At 58.5% G+C, this 16,985-nt stretch carries 16 protein-coding genes and 1 pseudogene; all 17 read right to left on the reverse strand.

What is annotated here, in order from left to right:
• Window position 1: 1 nt before the first annotated feature.
• Window positions 2-754, reverse strand: a complete 753-nt coding sequence (gene fliR / locus BSK43_RS06175) for a flagellar biosynthetic protein FliR (protein ID WP_077468712.1) — start codon at window positions 752-754, stop codon at window positions 2-4.
• Window positions 751-2,838, reverse strand: coding sequence for a flagellar biosynthesis protein FlhA (gene flhA / locus BSK43_RS06180; RefSeq protein WP_068397108.1), 2,088 nt, complete (start codon window positions 2,836-2,838; stop codon window positions 751-753). The genes fliR and flhA overlap by 4 nt, the downstream gene beginning before the upstream one ends.
• Before the next feature lie 151 nt (window positions 2,839-2,989).
• Complete coding sequence (fliQ, locus tag BSK43_RS06185) at window positions 2,990-3,256, reverse strand: flagellar biosynthesis protein FliQ (protein WP_068397112.1); 267 nt, start codon at window positions 3,254-3,256, stop codon at window positions 2,990-2,992.
• A 32-nt stretch (window positions 3,257-3,288) separates the two neighbouring features.
• Window positions 3,289-3,777, reverse strand: a complete 489-nt coding sequence (flgD, locus tag BSK43_RS06190; protein WP_077468711.1) for a flagellar hook assembly protein FlgD — start codon at window positions 3,775-3,777, stop codon at window positions 3,289-3,291.
• Window positions 3,765-4,217, reverse strand: coding sequence for a flagellar biosynthesis repressor FlbT (gene flbT / locus BSK43_RS06195; protein WP_077468710.1), 453 nt, complete (start codon window positions 4,215-4,217; stop codon window positions 3,765-3,767). Before flbT ends, flgD begins: the two co-directional genes overlap by 13 nt.
• A complete protein-coding gene (gene flaF / locus BSK43_RS06200) occupies window positions 4,214-4,561 on the reverse strand; it encodes a flagellar biosynthesis regulator FlaF (protein ID WP_068397121.1) in 348 nt (115 codons plus the stop codon). The genes flbT and flaF overlap by 4 nt, the downstream gene beginning before the upstream one ends.
• Window positions 4,562-4,598: 37 nt before the next feature.
• Window positions 4,599-5,642, reverse strand: a complete 1,044-nt coding sequence (locus tag BSK43_RS06205) for a flagellar hook-associated family protein (protein WP_077468709.1) — start codon at window positions 5,640-5,642, stop codon at window positions 4,599-4,601.
• Window positions 5,643-5,645: 3 nt separating this feature from the next.
• Window positions 5,646-7,129: pseudogene (flgK, locus tag BSK43_RS06210) on the reverse strand (flagellar hook-associated protein FlgK).
• A gap of 24 nt (window positions 7,130-7,153) precedes the next feature.
• Window positions 7,154-7,417 (reverse strand): hypothetical protein, encoded by a 264-nt coding sequence (locus BSK43_RS06215; RefSeq protein ID WP_077468707.1) that lies wholly within the window; start codon window positions 7,415-7,417, stop codon window positions 7,154-7,156.
• A 269-nt stretch (window positions 7,418-7,686) separates the two neighbouring features.
• Complete coding sequence (locus BSK43_RS06220) at window positions 7,687-8,358, reverse strand: winged helix-turn-helix domain-containing protein (protein ID WP_068397132.1); 672 nt, start codon at window positions 8,356-8,358, stop codon at window positions 7,687-7,689.
• A 280-nt stretch (window positions 8,359-8,638) separates the two neighbouring features.
• The gene (locus BSK43_RS06225; protein ID WP_077468706.1) at window positions 8,639-9,226 is read right to left on the reverse strand and encodes a lytic transglycosylase domain-containing protein; all 588 of its coding nucleotides are present in this window, start codon (window positions 9,224-9,226) and stop codon (window positions 8,639-8,641) included.
• Entirely contained in the window at window positions 9,174-10,775 is a 1,602-nt protein-coding gene (locus tag BSK43_RS06230; protein ID WP_077468705.1) for a flagellar hook-length control protein FliK, read from the reverse strand. Before BSK43_RS06230 ends, BSK43_RS06225 begins: the two co-directional genes overlap by 53 nt.
• A 2-nt stretch (window positions 10,776-10,777) precedes the next feature.
• Entirely contained in the window at window positions 10,778-12,082 is a 1,305-nt protein-coding gene (motC, locus tag BSK43_RS06235) for a chemotaxis protein MotC (RefSeq protein ID WP_077468704.1), read from the reverse strand.
• A gap of 3 nt (window positions 12,083-12,085) precedes the next feature.
• Complete coding sequence (locus tag BSK43_RS06240; RefSeq protein WP_077468703.1) at window positions 12,086-13,513, reverse strand: MotB family protein; 1,428 nt, start codon at window positions 13,511-13,513, stop codon at window positions 12,086-12,088.
• Window positions 13,510-14,142, reverse strand: coding sequence for a hypothetical protein (locus tag BSK43_RS06245; protein WP_077468702.1), 633 nt, complete (start codon window positions 14,140-14,142; stop codon window positions 13,510-13,512). Before BSK43_RS06245 ends, BSK43_RS06240 begins: the two co-directional genes overlap by 4 nt.
• 248 nt (window positions 14,143-14,390) lie before the next feature.
• Window positions 14,391-15,371, reverse strand: coding sequence for a flagellin (locus tag BSK43_RS06250; RefSeq protein WP_077468700.1), 981 nt, complete (start codon window positions 15,369-15,371; stop codon window positions 14,391-14,393).
• Window positions 15,372-15,626: 255 nt separating this feature from the next.
• A complete protein-coding gene (locus tag BSK43_RS06255; RefSeq protein WP_077468699.1) occupies window positions 15,627-16,547 on the reverse strand; it encodes a flagellin in 921 nt (306 codons plus the stop codon).
• Window positions 16,548-16,985: the final 438 nt, after the last annotated feature.

Below are 16,985 nucleotides of genomic sequence, written 5' to 3' on the forward strand. Positions count from 1 at the left end.
GCTAATGCCCGTTGAAGACGGTGAGGAACGCATTGGAGAATTGGCTGATCATCTCTGCGATACTCAGGTAAAGCATGAACAGTCCGCCCATCAGAAGATATGGCGTGGAAATGAAATAGATCGGAATTTGCGGCGCCAGCTTGTTGATGAAGCCGATCGAAATCTGGAACATCAGACCATAGAGCAGAAACGGGCTCGACAGACGCAGCATGATAAAAAAGGTGGTTTCCAGCGTATCGGTGATGGATATGAGCGCAGCGCGCGGCTCGATCTGGCCGCCGAACGGAATGACGGAATAGGAATCGACCAGCGCCTGCAGGACGTAATGGTGAAAATCCAGAATGAAAAGAATCATCAGCCCGCAAAAGCTGATAAGCCCGGTCAGCGACGTCTCGCTTGAATCTTCGATGATATCCGCCCCAGCCGGTGCGTTGAAGCCTATCAGCATCGATATGACGGTGCCCGCGAACTGCAGGCCCAGCGTATAGATCCGGGCCATCATGCCGTAGATCACGCCGATAATCGTTTCGCTGAAGATCAGGCGGATATAGCTTGCACCACTATTTGCCACCGCCGGATAGATCGTGTTCCAGAGCAGCGGCAAGATCGCCATGGACAGGGCCACGGAGAGAAGCAGCCGGATCTGCATCGGTATGCGACCGGACGAAAACCCAGGGAGCACCATTATGCAGCCGCCGATGCGGCAGAAGGCGACGAACACCGCCAGAATGGTCCCCTGAGGGTCAGGTATCATGAAATCGAACCCAGAATCTTGATCTCGATCCCCTTGGCCAATTCGACATGCGACAGAACCGGAAGGGTCGCGAACAGGCGTTCGATGATCATGCGCACATAGGAGCGCGTTTCCGGCGACGTGACAAGAACGAAGGGCATGCCCCGGTCCATGTATTCACGGATAACTTTGCCCGCCTGCTCGCTGAACTCTTCCAGGCTGCGCGGATCGATGTCGAATTCGACGATTTCGCCCTTCTGGTCGCGCTTCAGAGCCTGATGGAAGATGAGGTCCCATTTGCTGCCGAGGCGCAGGACGCGCAGAACGCCATTGTCCGCCAGGTCGCCGCAGAGTTGCTGCGCCATGCGGACGCGCACATGCTCGACGATCTGCTCGGTCTTGCGCACATGCGGCGCCAGCTCGGCAACCGCTTCGAGAATGAGGTGCAGATTGCGGATGGAGACGCGCTCGGCGAGCAGGAGCTTGAGCACCGCCTGCAGGCCGGAATAGGACATGTGCGACGAGCAGATTTCGTCGGCGAGCTTCTTGTATTCCGGGTCGAGGCGCTCGATGAGAATCTTGACGTCCTTGTAGGACAGCAACGCCGGCAGGTTGTTGCGGATGACTTCGCTCATGTGGGTGAGCACGACCGAGACATTGTCGATCGGCTGGAAGCCCTCGCGCTTCAGATCGTCGACGAAGGCCTCGAGCACGGAGACCGCGGGCATACCGAAGGCTGGTTCGCGAATCTCGTCGCCGGGGACGGTCGGCTTGCGGCCCGAACCGGTGACGACGAGCACTTCGCCGACACGCAGCATATTGGAAGCGATCGTCGTGCCGTGGATGCGGATCTGATACGACTTGTCGGCGATGCCCATGTCGTCGATCACCTTGATCTCCGGCACGACGAAGCCGTATTGGGTCGCAAACTTCTTGCGCATCTTGCCGACGCGGAAGGCCAGTTCCTGATGCGCGCCGAGCAAGCGCGTGGAGACGATCTTGCCGAGCGCCAGTTCGATCTCGGCGGTCTTCAGCACCGATTTGACCGAGTCCTTTTCCATCTCCTTCGTCTGCATGACCTTCTGCTCTTCGGCGTCGCGGCGAAGCTTGTTCTCGGCTTCGATCTGGCGCGGAATGAACCAGGCACCGGCCGCCAAGAGACCGCCGAGGAACACGAAAGGCAGGAACGGCATGCCGGGCATGACGGCCAGAATGCCCATCAGCACTGCCGACACGGCGAGCGCACGCGGATAGCCGCTCAGCTGGTTGAGAACCGCCTGATCGGTCGAACCGGCCGTACCGCCGCGCGAAACGAGAAGGCCGGCAGCCAAAGACACGATGAGTGCCGGCATCTGTGAAACCAGACCGTCGCCGACCGAAAGCTTGACGAAGACGTCTGCGGCCTGGCCAATCGGCATACCGTGACGGAAATAACCGATGATGATGCCGCCGAAGATATTGATGCAGGTGATCAGAAGACCGGCGACGGCATCGCCGCGCACGAACTTCGAGGCACCGTCCATGGCGCCGAAGAAGGAGCTCTCCTCCTCCAGCTCACGCCGCCGCCGCTGTGCTTCCTTCTCATCGATAAGGCCGGCCGAGAGATCGGCGTCGATAGCCATCTGCTTGCCGGGGATCGCATCAAGGGTGAAACGGGCGCCGACTTCGGCGATACGCGTCGCGCCCTTGGTGATGACGATGAAGTTGATCGTGATCAGGATCATGAAGACGATCAGACCGATGACGAAGTCACCCGACATGACCAGGCTGGCAAAGCCGGCAATGACACCGCCGGCAGCATCGTGTCCTTCGTAGCCATGCGAGAGAATGACGCGTGTCGTCGCAATGTTCAGCGCCAGGCGCGTCATCGTCGCGATCAGAAGGATTGTCGGGAAAGACGAGAACTCCAGCGGCTTCTTGATCCACAAGGCCACCATGAGAATCAGCACTGAAAGCGCGATCGAAAAGGCGAGACCAAGGTCGATCAGAAACGGCGGAATCGGCAGAAACAGCACGCAAAGGATGACCATGATACCGAGGGCGAACCCGATATCACGAACGCTGGGATTGGCTTTGGGAAGTGCTAATGCGGGTGGTTGTGCCATCGACCGTTTCCATCTCTTCATGAGAGGGGGCAAACGGTTGACCCATTTGCCCATTCGGACCGATCTTTAGAAGGCGAAGCTTGCGCGAGAATGGCTTATAGCCAGCAAAGCACATGATCCGAAAGGCCGTTTCGGCTCTCGGATCCGATTCCTAGAAGCCGGACTGGATCCGGGAGAAGACGAGATTGGTGAAGATCGAAATCTGCGAGCCGACGAAAGGTGCGGTAATACCGATCGTCACCATCACGGCAACGATCTTCGGCACGAAGGTCAACGTCGCTTCCTGCACCTGCGTCAGAGCCTGAATCAAGGCGATCACGAGGCCGACGACCATGGCGGCGAGAACCGCCGGGCCGGAAGCCACAAGCACCGTCCAGATCGCCGCCTGGAAGATATCCAATGCATCGGCTTCATTCATGGCATCTTCATCCCTAATTCAGCAGCTACTTATTAGCTGCCGGACGAATCCGACGAATCATCGGTGCTAGTATCGCTCGACGACGACGGCGTATCAATGACCGTACCGGCCGGAGCGATCGTTACGCCGGCCTGGATGAGAATCTTGTCGCCAGCACTGGTCTGGGCAATGATACCGTCCGTATAGACGGTCACTTCCTTGATCGTGCCTGTGGTCTTGCCATCGGCGCTCATGATCTGCTTGCCGATATAATCGGAGGCCTGCGAGATCCATTGGTTCTGCAGCACCGTTTCCAGGTGCGAGTTCGTCTGGATCTGCTGTTCGACCTGAGAAAAGCTTGCCAGCTGGGAAATCTGCTGGGTCGCATCCATCGGCGCGGTCGGATCCTGGTTCTTCATCTGCGCGATGAGGAGCTGCAGGAAGTTGTTATAGTTCAGGGTAGCGCTCGCACCCGCCGTAGCGGCATTCTGCGCTGAATTGCTCGAAGAGCTGCTGTTGTTAACGGCGTCTACCGTTGCCATGGAGCAATCTCCCGGCGGATATGCTCGATCGTAGCCGCCGGCATTTCCTGATTGTTCAGAATGTTGTCTTCGACCGGATAGAGCCCGCGGATCGCCTTCAAGGCGTCGAAGGCGCGACCGGTGGCGACGAGGCCGTCGATACGCTTCAGCTCGGCCAGCACTTCCTCATTGTGGAAGCACGACAGCAGCATGACGATCGACTTGCGGAACATCGCCGTCGATTGCTCCTTGCCCTCGGGATTGATGAGGATCATCTGCGCGATGAAATAGAGCTGGCGCAGCGGGGTCTTGGCTTCCTCGGGCTGAAGCACGTGGTTTTCAAGCAGGAATGTCACATCATTCAGGAATTCCAGAGCAACCTTGCGATCGACGCGCAGGACGGCCCCGTTGATAAAGATCTTTTCCCCGGCTTTAAGCGATATACGAAGCGTACTTTTCATTTAAGTCCATCCCTGATGATGGTGGTGACATCGATGATGCCTTGATAGTTTTCCGACTGGCGCCGCCGGATTCGATCGCATTCCTTCAAAATCCAGATGGCGATCGAGATTAGGTTGGCCCGCAGTTCGACGTTGAGCTGGTTCTCCGGGCTTTTGAGATCCTCGACAAAACTGACCCATACGCGCCGCGTATAGTAGAGGGCCTCAATCGCTTCGCGGCCGTATTTCCCCGCATCACGGGCCGCAGAGAGAAGAGCTACCGACCGGTCCAGAACTTGCCGTTCTCTTTCCTTGGCGTCGGCCACTGCATCCTGCAGGACTTCCGCATATGAGAACTGATACATTCATGCATCCTTCCTGGTCATTCCTTCCCTTTGATCATCAAAGGTAATTTACAAGACTTAGCTGCTGGATCTTCGAGACAATGGTGTAGGCGGTTTCAAGCTGGGTCTGGAGGCTATTGACCTTGGTCGAGGCCTCATAGGGATCCACGCCCGTCAGGTCGCCTATGTTGGTATTCAGAATGGTCTTCTGCGCGTTCAGCGTCGTGTTCGCATCCGTCAGGCGCGATTGCGAGAGGCCGAGCTGGCTTGCCTGGCTGTTCAATCCATCGATCGCCTGGCGCGCGTAGCTGATGGCCTGATCGGTAACGGCGTTCTGCGCATCCTGATTGAGCGCCGGCGTCGTGCCCGTCAATGCATTGGCGACCGTGCTTGCCAGCGCCATGTAGCGCATGCCCGCCGAGTTGGAATTCGTCGAGGTTTCGATGACTTCCGAATTGCTGATCCGGCTCGTCATGTTCTGATCCGACGCGCTCGACCAGCTGGCCCAGCCGCTATCGGATGTGAACATGGGCTCGACCTTGGTCGTGATGAAATCTTTCATCTGAGCGCCGGTGAGCTTGTCTATCGTGGTACCATTGGCTGTCGCATAAGCGGACAGTGCCGTCTGGATCGCTGCATTCGTCGACGCAGATTTATCCGTCATCGGCTGCACATCCGTGTTGGTGCCGGCGAAAAGATATTCGCCGTTGACCATGGTATTGCCCGACGCGATGACGCTCGATAGCGCCGATGTCGCGACCTGCTGGGTCAGTGCTATGCTGGTACTGTCGGTGCTTCCGCGCAGAGCCACCAGCTGATCCATCAGCTTCTGCGCCTGCGTGCCCATGCCGGTCAGGGCAGTCTGCGACGACGTCATCCGCTGGCTTGCAATCGAATTGCTGCCGAGAATGGAATCGATGCGCGACACGTCCCTCGTAAGGTTGACGCTGAGCGCGGTATTGCTACCCAACGCGACGCCGATGTCGGCATAGACGCCGGTGGTTGCCTCGGTGGACGCACTGGTCATTTCATTCTGCGCCTGACGGATCGTCTGGCGCATGGCGTTCTGAATGGCTTGGCTTGAAATGAAAGAGAGTTTCATGGCTTAGCTCGCAATATCCAGTACCGATTGAAGCATCTCGTTGACGGCGTTCAATATCTTGGTTCCAGCTTGTAGGACTGCTCGATATCCATCATCAGCGTCAGTTCTTCGTCGAGGTTGACGCCGGTCGCATTCGAATAGGCAGTCGAGGAACGCGATACGGCCGCAGAGGTATTTTCCGCCGCTGTCGTCGCCGAGCTACGTTGCCCCTCGAGCCAGCCGATAGAGCTGGATGCATAGTCCATAAGGCTGGCCTTGCTGTCGGAGCCAGCTTTCGGGTCGAAGTTCATCTTCGTATTCATGCCAGTGATGTAGGCATCAAGCTGTGTAGAATAGCCGCTGTCGCCGCTGGTATTCTTGGTGTAGCCAGTTTCCGTCGAGGTGTTGTTAATACCACCATCACGCAGCAATGACGGATTGCCACCTTGAGACGTGACTAATTTCGAATTAACGGTTATCGAGCCAGCGAGGCCCGCAACGGCGGTAGCGCCTGTTGGGACGGTGCCCCCGCTCCATGTGAAGAGACCGGGCAGCGTCGGCTTTGTCGGGTCGCTATTCGTCTCCGCGAAGGTCGTCACCAGGCCGCGCGCAATTTCATCGAGCTGCTTCTGATAGGTCGGTGCGACATCGTCGCGAACCTGAAGCGCCGCCTGAAGCGTGCCCTGCGCGGTCGTGGTTGCGCCTTGGCCGGGGGTGAGCGCAACACCGTCGATATAGACGTTGTTGCCGGTGGTACCTGCCGTATAGGAATTCGTCGGCGTGAAGGTCACAGTGCGCGGAATGGTCTCGAACAGCGTCGTGCCGCTCGATGTGTACAGCGCCATATCGTTATTGCCGCGCGTCACTGGCGTAACGCCGACGATCTGCGAAATCTGTTTCAGGATCGAATCGCGCTGATCCATCGCGTCGGCAAGCGCATTCGATGTGGGACCGGCGGCCGTGCTCGCAGATTTCACTGCATCGTTCGCGTCCTGGAACTGCTTCAACAGGCCGTTCAGCGTATCGACGTCGGAGCTGATCTGCTTGTCGGCGTCGGACCGGGCGTTCTGTACAGCGGTCGTGGCATTGTTGAGCGACGTGGCAAGGCTCTGGGCCGCATTGATGGCGGACTGCGCTGCCGTCGTGCTGGATGGCGACCCCGAATAGGTCTGCATCGCGGTCTGGAACGCCGAAAGATAGGTCGAGGGTGCGATCTCGTTGGCATTGCCGCCGAGTGTCGTCGATTGAAGGTTGCTGTAGGCATTCAAAAGCAGCTGCTGCGCCGCGTCCGAAGAGGCGTTGGCAAGGTATGCCTTCTGCAATGCCGGCTCGTCGCTGCGGGCAATCTTGACGACCTGTGCGCCGGCGCCGTTTGTCGTCAGCACAGCCTGCCGACGCGAATAATCCGTGTTGCTCGCATTGGCGATATTGTTCGACACGACACTGCTCTGCGTGCCGGTATTGTTGAATATTGCCTGCGCGTTATTGAGAGCTGTTGTGAGCGACATGACTGACTCGATACCCTATTCGTTTTAGCGCCGCAGATTGGCCGATGGCGCGCCGGATGTGTCGGGATAGCCCATCAGAATGAGGCCGGCGGACTCCAGATTGTCGTTTGCATCCCGTGAGAAGGTCCCCGAAATGACCGCAAACGACCGTCTGCAAGCGTTCTGAGATACGACGAAGCCATCATGAGCCGACATCGCATTGGCGCCGATGCCGAAAGCGGTGCCCAGACGAACCGTCTGTGCATTCCGCTCCGCAATCGCGGCCCTCATGCTGTCGAAATTCCTCATCTGGAATCCTCGTTATCCTTGATGCGACCAAGAGTAGGTGGCGGGCCTTGCGTGAAGCTGTCTGAGAAGACGAAAAAACGATCATCGGAAAATGACGCTGCGAGAAGCGAAGCAATGCCCGCGTGTGGCGCGATACAGGAGAGAAATGTAAGAAACAACGCACCATAGAATCCGGGCAATGGCCAGGTGCGCCGACAAAGCAAGGGCCCGGGAATCACTGGATTCCCGGCCCTTAGCCAAATTCTGGAGGTTAGTAGCCGATTGAAGCCTCAGCTCCAGTCGATGCAATAGCCAAGGAAGCGCTTGGAATCGACAGGGTCAAAACCGAGCTTCTTGCGCAGCTTCTTGCGCAGCTTCGAAATATGGCTTTCGACGACGTTCTCTTCGACTTCCTCGTCGAAGATGCCGTAGATCGCGTTGAAGATCTGCGTCTTCGTCACCCGGCGACCGCGATTAGCGATCAAGTATTCCAGGATACGACGCTCGCGCCGCGGCAATGCGAAAACGTCGCCGTTGATTTCCGGATCGCGCCCATCCGCAAAGATGCGAACCGGTCCGACATCGGTATAGTTGCTGATGGCCTTGAGCCTCCGGCGGATCGCCGCGGCTCGTGCCAGAATCTCTCTGGGATGCACCGGCTTGCGTACGACATCGTCGACACCGCAATCGAAGAGTGCAAGCGTCGACTCCAGCGAAGGTTGATCGCTGACAGCGATCACCGGTGCAGTCGTACGGTCACGAATCGCTCTTGGGAGCTCATGAACGTGCTGCCCTTGTCCGATCAAAAACGCTTCAACAGCAGCAATATCGCCCTCTGCCGCCGTCGTGACCCATTCGCCAAATTCGCGAGGGTCAAATCCCGTAGACGGGATGCCCTCCCGCCCAAACAGTGATGTATATCCGTCCTTAACAAGCTCTCGCTCATCAACCACTACGATCATTCGTCCGCCTCCGAATCAGTGTGGTGTTTCGATGGACTATGGGTACGAATCGGGCGAATCACGAACAACTGTCGGAAATGAGTGACGGAAATTAATAATTGATTAACTTTAGAGGTGCGATTTGCACTAGATGTAGTGGGTGCCTTGCGGTTTACACCGATAAAAAAGTTGTTAGTTAGCTTATCGTTAATATGCGCATTTCAGGCAAAGAGATGGCAGTCAACCTCGACATAAGGGTTAGCGTCAGCTAACCGGATAGGCAATACAACCTATGGGCGTTCTAATTCTGGCAGAAAGTTGCCGCGTTGGCCGTCCATTTGCCATAGCCCGTTGCCACCAGATTGGCGATGACGCGACAAACATAGACCTTCTGGGCGGGGTCGTTGTTCGGACCTGCGTGGTATCTTGCTACCGCCATCGTCCAGGTCTCATGCCTGTCATGCAGATTGCGGAGAAACTTGGCGGCATACTCGACATTACTACGCGGATCGAACATGGCAGTCACAGAGGTGAAATTTTCACCGTGAAAATACTGATTGATCTGCATGCATCCGACATCGATAAGCTTCGCTCCGTTCTGCCGCGCAGCTGCAAAAACCTGCAGAGCGGCATTCTCCGACGGAGGGAAAATCGGCTTGCCCTCGACGTTGAGCGCATAGGGATAAAGCGATCCCTTGCGCCCGGTTTCCGTCAAACCGACCGAGTAGAGAATCCCTTCCGGTATGCCGTATTTTGCAGCGGCTGACTGGATTTCGCGTTCGCAGAGGCCGGCTGCACCATTGTCGGGTGGCGTTGCGTTTCCCGATGCGAGAGCATCAGAGGTAAACTGCCCCAGAGCGAGAACGCTGAGTGTTGCCAGCAGCGCCATCTTCCGCGCCACGTTCCGCCGAGCTGCGATTGCCATTGTTTCCATTTGCCTGCTGCCCCGAATAGTTCTGGCCTTTCGGACGTGCGTCACCGCCCTGCCCCTGGTTCAACAGGGATTGCTGCTGAGACTGATTCGATCCGGACTGCCGACCGCTATCCGACTGTTGATCCGCATTCGAGGCCATAGTGACGGTGATGCTGTCGACCTGGTAGCCCTGAGCCCGCAGCGCATCGACCATATGGCTCTGATCCGCATGCAGCTGCCTGTAGGCTTCTCCGGTCTGCACCTTCAGATCGACGCTGAGTTGATCGCCCGAAAGCCGCATCGTCGCGGTAACATTGCCAAGGTTGTCGGGATTGAGTTGGATCTTCAGCGTGTTGACGACCTTGCCCGTGCTGGACAAATTCGCAGCATTGGAAAGCGCCGAGCCCGGCTGCATCGCTGCCGACCACTCGCGGTCACCAGCCAGCGAACCGGCGACCAGCGCGGAGTTGGCAGCAAGCCCGAGGTAACGTCGAGAATCAAGAACGGTAACGGCCGGCAGGTCGCCGCTCGCAGGAGCATCTACCTTGACCTCGGCGGCGTCGTCACCCTTCTTGGAGATGGACATATCCAGCGCGCCGCTTCGCCCGTCAGCACGCGTCAACCGGAAGGTCTGCGACGAATCCGTTGCTGTGCCATCTTCGGACGGCATGGAATCCGCGGTGGTTCCCTTAAGCGTCGTATTGGAAAGCGGCACGCCCTGAATCTTGGTATCGCCCGTTGCCTGCCCGGTCGTCGTCATCGCGCTTTGAGCTGCAGCAGCGGCTTGCGGGACATTCAGGAGCGACAGCGCGTCAGAGATTGTGTTGGCCACCTGGGCGCCTTGCGTCGACGTTGCCTTACCGTCATCAGTGGTGGCCGCATCCTTCGTATCTTTCACGGCGGGTGCCTTGCCATTGCCATCCGCGACAGCGGGATGTCCGCCCGCACCCACGGCCTCGGCCAATTGCTGCGCAATGTCGGCAAGCTGAGCCGACGCATCAATCTGTGTCGGCATCTTGGTAGCGTCGGTGGTCGGCGCGGCCGGGTCCGTCGATATGGCGGCAGCATCGGTTTGTGTAGAAGCCGGATCGGCCTGGGCTGTCGCCGAAGCTGCCTTCTGCAGTTCGATCAGAGATTTCGTGAGCGAGAGAGCAGCTGCCCCTTGCGGAGACTTCGATCCCTTGGTCAGTCCGGCAGGATTGGCGAGATTGGCTGCAGATGTGTCGATCATCGCCGCTCCGGCATTGGCGCTTTCATCAATGGCAAGTGCGAGCGCCGCGGGATTGCCCGTCGCCGTCTTTGTCGCGCCTGCATCTTCGTCCGGATCGGTGCTGCTGGTGGTAGCTGCATTCGCTCCCGCACTGGTATTGCCCTTCGTGCCGGATGACTTGGACCCATTGCCAAGCGAGTTCGACAGGGCGTCGAGAAAGCCTTTGCCGCTGTCCTGCTTCCCGGAGCGGGCACCTTTCGCGGCAGCAAGAATATCCGCCCCGGATGAGGCGCCGGATACACCGATGTCGTTCATGATCAATGACTTTCTTGCTTCAACAGGCCGTCGATGGCATCCAGCTTCGAGCGGCTCGTCGTGACGAATGCGTTGAACGAAGAGTCGGCCTCCTGCCGCCCTCCCTCCGGGGCGGGAGCTGCTTTTGTAGCTGCCCCCTGCTCAACACCCGCCGTGCCGGGAGATTGGCCTCCCGCTTGATTCGTCACAGCAGCATCGTGTTCAGTACTCTGTTGATTGGGCAGGTTAGAAACATTGCCTTGCCCGAGGCTTGCAGGATCTGGCGTGCGCAGGATCTCCTGCGCCACTGCCTTTGCAGCGTCGCGCAAGGCCCGATCCTGTGCATTCAATTCCCCAGCGGGCATCTGATTGAGATTGCTGATTGCCGCTTCGAGGCCAGGCGTCGATACACCAGCCACCCCGCCATAAAAGCCCGCCAAGGCGCTGAAAGCATCGCTGCCATCATTCGTTATGGCCTGAGCACGGTCCGCCGCCAGGGCAGCAAGGTCAGACTTGCCGGCAATCGCCGCGCGTCGCGCCATGCGCAGATAGATCTCCCTTTGCCGGGGAGGATCCATGAAGGAGAGAATGTCGATGATATCCTGCTGCTTGACGTCGGAATCGTGATCCACCACCAGCTGCACGAAGAGATCGGCGAACTGGCTGGCATAGGGGGAATGCAGGAAGCGTCTGGTATAGCGCTGCGCATATTCGAGCCCCAACGGCACCAGCCCGGAATCGGCACACAAGGCGAGCGAACGGCGCAGTGCCGATTCCTCGACGATCGTCCCGGGTGCCATCACCCGCGCCCAGTCGTAGAGCTTCAACGCAGCCGGAGCATTCTTGCCCGACATGACGTTGCCGGCAACGAGGGAAAGATAGGGGCCGATAGGCTTGTCGCGATATTCCCTGGCAATGTCTGCGAGCGTGTTGACGACCAGCAGCCCCTTGCCGTTCAGATATTTCCTGAGCACATCGGCAACGCGATTGTCGAAATTGCCATTAATGTCGCGCGACATCAGATATTCGAGCGTTTCCGGATTGCCGCCGCTCATCGCGTAGATCAGCGCCGCATCGGCATTGCGGCTGTCTTCAAAGACGGATTTATCAGCATTGCGCAGGCGCTCGTCGATGGTAGCCAGCAGAAAGCGTTGCATCTCGCCGGCTGAACTATCGCCCGCAACCACGGAATCCTGGACGAATTCGAGCGAGCGCAGCATCTTGTAGAGCGGCAAGCTGTCCTGCCCCTCGGCACGAGCGCCCGCTGGCGCGAGCATGCCGAAGGTCAGCGCAAGTGCGAGGCGACGACGATGCTGTTTGCGCGCCATGACCTATCCCTGCTTGCCTTGTCCTGGCTTGCCTTTGCCCGAGGCAGGCTTCGCAGGGTTCTGGGTGTCCGGTGTGGCGGGGTCCTGCGCAGCCTGGCTCGCCGGGGCGGCAATCAGGATCTCGATGCGACGATTGGCATCGTTGAAGGGATCGTCGGGCAGCTTCAGCCGGCGGTCAGCGAAACCTGAAACCTGCACGATCCGCTTCTCATCCAGACCACCGCTTGTCAGCATGTAATAGGCGCTCTGGGCGCGATCGAGCGACAGGCGCCAGTTGTCGTTGCGGCCGCCGACCATATAGGGGCGTCCGTCTGTGTGACCACGGACCAGGATCGAACCCTTACGTTCGGACAGGACCTTGCCGATCTTTTCCATCGCCAGCACCATTTCCCGGCGCGGCACGGCAGAACCGATATTGAACATCGGATCGTTGCTCTGGTCGGAGATCGTCACGAGCACACCGCCTTCAGCCGCAGTGACTTCCAGACCCTCCGCCAGTTGGCCGGCGACCCCACCGATCTGCGACTGAATTTCCTGCTGCAGTTGCTTGGCTTCCTGCTGCTGGGCTTTCGTCGGCGTGACATCCTTATTCTGGGCGACGGCGGCATTATCCTCGAACGTCGAGGCGTCGCTTTGCACCGTCTTGCTGGCGAGCTGTTGCTGTCCTGGCTTGTCCTGTTGCTTGGCGGATGCCTGCTGTTCGCTCTGTGTCGGCTGTTGCTCAGGAGTTTCCGTCTGGCTGGCCGGTTGACCGCTGTCGGCAGCCGTCGCCTTGGACAAGGCCACGACCTCTCCCTTCGGCGATTGATCCGATTTGGCGGACTGTTCCTCGTTCGCCTTTTTCGATGCGCTGGAAACCTGAACCTGCTTGGTCCAGAAATCCGGATCGAATGGATCGCGATAGGCCTGACCGCCATCGGCGCCCGTGGCCGGGCCGGACTGCGCAGCACCGCCCTCGCCCTTGGCGCTGACATTGGCCTGCTGACCGACCTCCTGGGCGATTTCGGCCAGAACCGAATAGGGGTTCTCGAAGAAATCGGCTTCGGAATAGTTCGTCTGGTCGCCCGAGGTGGATGTCAGGTCTTCACCCGTCTTGGCGGATTTGCCGTCGTTCGGATTATCCTGCGGCTTGTTCGATTTTTGCTGATTCTTCTCGCCGTCAGCCTGGTCGACAGGCTTCTTGAGGCCCTTTTCCGTCGGCTTTTCGTCGGCAAGCTTGATGGGATTGAAATAGGAGGCGACGGAAGCCTTCGTCTCCTCGTTGGCGGCATTCACCAGCCACATCACCAGGAAGAAGGCCATCATCGCCGTCATGAAGTCGGCATAGGCGATCTTCCACGCGCCACCATGACCGCCTTCGTGATCGCCACCACCATGACGCTTGACGATGATGATCTCATGCTTGCCGTGATTTTGATCGCCGTCACTCATTTCAGAATCTCTTTCAGGCTGGCGGCCCAGGCAGACATGCGTGTCACGAGAACGCTCTCGCCGATGGTGACGGTGAGATCGACGTCCTGCGCCTCGATATGGCGCAGGAGAGCAGCCTCTTCACCGAGCTTGGCCTGGAGCGCCTCAAAGAGATGAGCGGGACCGCTCACAGAGATCGGGCCTGCGCCACCGTCAAGAATTGCCGACCTGACCAAATCCGCAAGATCGGCGACTGCCTTGTTCGCCAGCGTTTCCGTCATGATCGGCGCAAGGACTGCGGCCGCTTCCGCACTGATTGCCTGCCCGAGCATGGTGGCGATGCGGGTCATGTCCGCAGCTATTCTTTCCGCCGCCTGCTCTTCGTACCGTGCTCGCAAGGCATCGGCCTCGGCGCGAAAGGTTTCGTTCATCGCATCGAGCTCGGCCCGATGCTTTTGAGAGAGATCCTGTGTCGCCGCCTCATGGCCCTCCGCATAGGCGGCGCGGCGTTCAGCCTCGACATCGACCGGCGGCTCCACTGCGCTTTCCGGAAACTCCATCGGCTCCGCGAAAACCATATCGGCAATGCCTGCGGGCGGAGCCTGTTCGACGCTGAAATCCTTGAGATATCGGGACAGTGTCAAACTCACGCGCGCATCTCCACATTCGCGTCGGCAAGACGCTGCAAGTCGATGCCACAAGAGGGCCGATCATTTCCCATTCTCAAAACGTTGATCATCACGCTTCCGGTTTCCGTCCTCTGGTGGCGCGCACAGGAGATGACTGATATCTCCGGCAAGCTTCGCAACCATGCCACTGCGCCGAACCGTAGGCAGTCAAACTTGTGCGAGGATGAATGCGGGGCAGCTTTGGCACTCTTGCCGCGCCGCCCGATGCATCATTTCGCCTGAAGGAGAATCAACACCTTGCTCGCCATGCTGTTGGCGATCGACAAGGACTGGATGCCCATCTGCTGCGCCGTCTGCAATGCGCTCTGACGCACCGCCGCTTCTTCCATCTTCGTATCGACGAGATCTCCGACACTGACCTTGATGGCGTCGCTGAGCTTGGAAATATAGTCCGACTGATCGTCGATATTCGACTTCATCAGGCCGAGCGTCGAATCGGCCGAGGTTGCCGACTTCAGAAGTGAATTCGTGACATTGATCATATCGGTCAGCTCGTCATCCGTCGTGCTGCTCGAAATGGCGATTTCGGTGCCGCCGGCCGGCGTTGTGCCTGAATCAGCGGCCAGAAGATAGTAGTTGCGAGCCGGCGTGCTGCCGCCGCTCGATGTGCCGAGCGTGCTCGCATCGATGTTCTTGGTCAGCAACCCCTTGCTGGCATCGGTGGTATCGATCATCAGGGTTTGAGAGCTGTCGTAACCGATCGTGGTGAGGCTTACCTGGCCGCCTGCACCACGGGTGAAATTACTGATCACCGACTGCTGCGTGCTGGGATTGGCGCTGTTGTTGTAAAGCCAGTTCTCGCCGGAGAAGGATGCCGACTGCGTGACTGATTGCAGCTGATTCTTGAGCTGCTGGATGTCGGAGTTGATGGCGTTCTTGTCCGTACCCGCCTCTTTTGCCGAAACCAGCTTGGTCTGGATCTGTGTCAGGAGGCTGACGACCGTGTCCATCGCAGTCGATGCCGTATCGACCTTTGAAGCGCCGAGGCCGAGCGCATCCGTGATCGTGGACAGGCTGCTCTGGTCGGAGCGCATGGTGTTTGCCATCGACCAATAGGTAGGATTGTCGCTTGCATTCTGGATGGCATAGCCGGAGGAGACCTGCTCCTGCACGACACCGAGATCCTTGTTGATTCCGCGCAACACAGTCAGTGCCGCGGACGTGGCTCCATTTGCCGTCACATTGCTCATCTGAAAATCCGTAAATCATTGGGACTGGCAAACCGGGCCGATCCGGCAGCAACGATTGGCCTCATGCCCACCAGCGGGAAAGATCCCAGCGCGGCCCGTCGCTAAAACAAGATGCTTCAATTGCTTTGAAGACGGCCGTGGCCAGCTCTTGAGCAAAGACTGCAAATCAATTGGCGGCAACGTTAACAAAAGCTTATACGCGGCGACAAGAGAGAAATGCCGCCGCGCGATCTCGGCGCAAGCTCCACTCAAGGCTCACTTGAAGAGAGCAAGAACGTTCTGGGCGCTGGTGTTGGCGATCTGCAGCGACTGGATCGCCAGCTGCTGCTGGGTCTGCAGGGCCGACAGCCTGCTCGACTCTTCTTCCATGTCCGCATCGACGAGCTTGCCGACGCCGGAGTCGATGGTGTCGCGCAGCGTGGAGACGAAACTGGTCTGCAGATCGATGCGGGTCGAGAGCGAGCCAAGCTGCGAGGACGCGCTCGTCAGGGCGTTAAGGGCTCCCTGCACGAGATTCATCGCCTTGCCGATGCCGCCGCTCGTCATATTGGTGATATCGAGGCTGAAGACGGAATAGGAGGTGCCGTTGATATTCTGCTTGGTCCCGAGGATGCCCGAGCTGGTGTCGATCGCGCCGCTGGCCTTGGCGCCGAACAGCACGTTGCCTTGCGAACTGGTATTGAAGCTGTAGCTCGTGCTGTTGACGGCGACCGTGCCATTGTTGTTGCGCACGAAGGAGGAGACCACGGAAGCCGAAGCGCCGTTAGCCGCGAACATCCAGTTCTGGCCGGAGAAGGACGCGGATTGGGCGATGCTCTCCAGCTGCTGCTGAAGCTGGGTCACTTCTTCCTGCACGTCCGATTTGGAGACGCTGTTTTCGGTCGCAGCGACAAGCTTGTCCTTGATCTGCTGCACAACGGTAATGGCATTGTCCATCGCCGTATAGGCCGTGTCGACCTTGGCGGCGCCCAGGCCCAGCGCGTCGGATACTGCGGAAAGAGCGCTGTTGTCGGAGCGCATGGTCGTCGCGATCGACCAATAGGCGGCATTGTCGGCCGCCTTGGCGACGCGATAACCGGACGAAACGCGGCTCTGCGTATCCTGCAGGTTGGTATTGATCCCGCGCAGGGTCTGAAGTGCGGACATAGCCGCGTCGTTGGTGAGGATGCTGGTCATCGAGGTGCCCCTTGTGGCTGAAATAGAAAGGGACATCCGGTCTGCGGCCGGGAACGGCAATCAGCCTCATGCTTGTTAACCGGCTCTTAGGAGAGGTTAACCAACCGTTGCGTTAGCTGCAACTGACAGGAATAGGGTTAATAAAAGGTTAACGCCGCCGGCAAAAGTTAACGGAATCATTCGGCCCGCCCTTCGACCGATTCCGGCCGGCGATGCCATCTCCACCACCTTTCATTGAACCCGACCGATTGACTTCCGTGAGGCGTGTGGGAAGCCCGCGTATTTCCTTGAAACACAGCTTCCTGACACCTCCTCGAGCACGCAAGTCAGCTTCGCGCCATCTTCGCAGGCGTAGCATAGTCAGGATACGCCCAATGTCGGTGAGATGCGGCCAGGCGCCCTCCGCTGCACTCCGACGTTAACGTCGGCCCTTCCGGC

It is taken from the genome of Rhizobium sp. P44RR-XXIV (assembly GCF_001999485.2).
In the GTDB taxonomy this organism is placed as follows: domain Bacteria; phylum Pseudomonadota; class Alphaproteobacteria; order Rhizobiales; family Rhizobiaceae; genus Rhizobium.

Excerpts from the sequence above, each read along its gene's own strand:
- BSK43_RS06225 (WP_077468706.1), bottom strand. The coding sequence starts at position 9,226 with ATGGCGCTGCTGGCAACACTCAGCGTTCTCGCTCTGGGGCAGTTTACC.
- BSK43_RS06220 (WP_068397132.1), bottom strand. The coding sequence starts at position 8,358 with ATGATCGTAGTGGTTGATGAGCGAGAGCTTGTTAAGGACGGATATACA.
- BSK43_RS06250 (WP_077468700.1), bottom strand. The coding sequence starts at position 15,371 with ATGAGCAATGTGACGGCAAATGGAGCCACGTCCGCGGCACTGACTGTG.
- flbT (WP_077468710.1), bottom strand. The coding sequence starts at position 4,217 with ATGAAAAGTACGCTTCGTATATCGCTTAAAGCCGGGGAAAAGATCTTT.
- flgD (WP_077468711.1), bottom strand. The coding sequence starts at position 3,777 with ATGGCAACGGTAGACGCCGTTAACAACAGCAGCTCTTCGAGCAATTCA.
- BSK43_RS06255 (WP_077468699.1), bottom strand. The coding sequence starts at position 16,547 with ATGACCAGCATCCTCACCAACGACGCGGCTATGTCCGCACTTCAGACC.
- flhA (WP_068397108.1), bottom strand. The coding sequence starts at position 2,838 with ATGGCACAACCACCCGCATTAGCACTTCCCAAAGCCAATCCCAGCGTT.
- fliQ (WP_068397112.1), bottom strand. The coding sequence starts at position 3,256 with ATGAATGAAGCCGATGCATTGGATATCTTCCAGGCGGCGATCTGGACG.
- motC (WP_077468704.1), bottom strand. The coding sequence starts at position 12,082 with ATGGCGCGCAAACAGCATCGTCGTCGCCTCGCACTTGCGCTGACCTTC.
- BSK43_RS06240 (WP_077468703.1), bottom strand. The coding sequence starts at position 13,513 with ATGAGTGACGGCGATCAAAATCACGGCAAGCATGAGATCATCATCGTC.
- BSK43_RS06215 (WP_077468707.1), bottom strand. The coding sequence starts at position 7,417 with ATGAGGAATTTCGACAGCATGAGGGCCGCGATTGCGGAGCGGAATGCA.
- fliR (WP_077468712.1), bottom strand. The coding sequence starts at position 754 with ATGATACCTGACCCTCAGGGGACCATTCTGGCGGTGTTCGTCGCCTTC.
- flaF (WP_068397121.1), bottom strand. The coding sequence starts at position 4,561 with ATGTATCAGTTCTCATATGCGGAAGTCCTGCAGGATGCAGTGGCCGAC.
- BSK43_RS06205 (WP_077468709.1), bottom strand. The coding sequence starts at position 5,642 with ATGAAACTCTCTTTCATTTCAAGCCAAGCCATTCAGAACGCCATGCGC.
- BSK43_RS06230 (WP_077468705.1), bottom strand. The coding sequence starts at position 10,775 with ATGAACGACATCGGTGTATCCGGCGCCTCATCCGGGGCGGATATTCTT.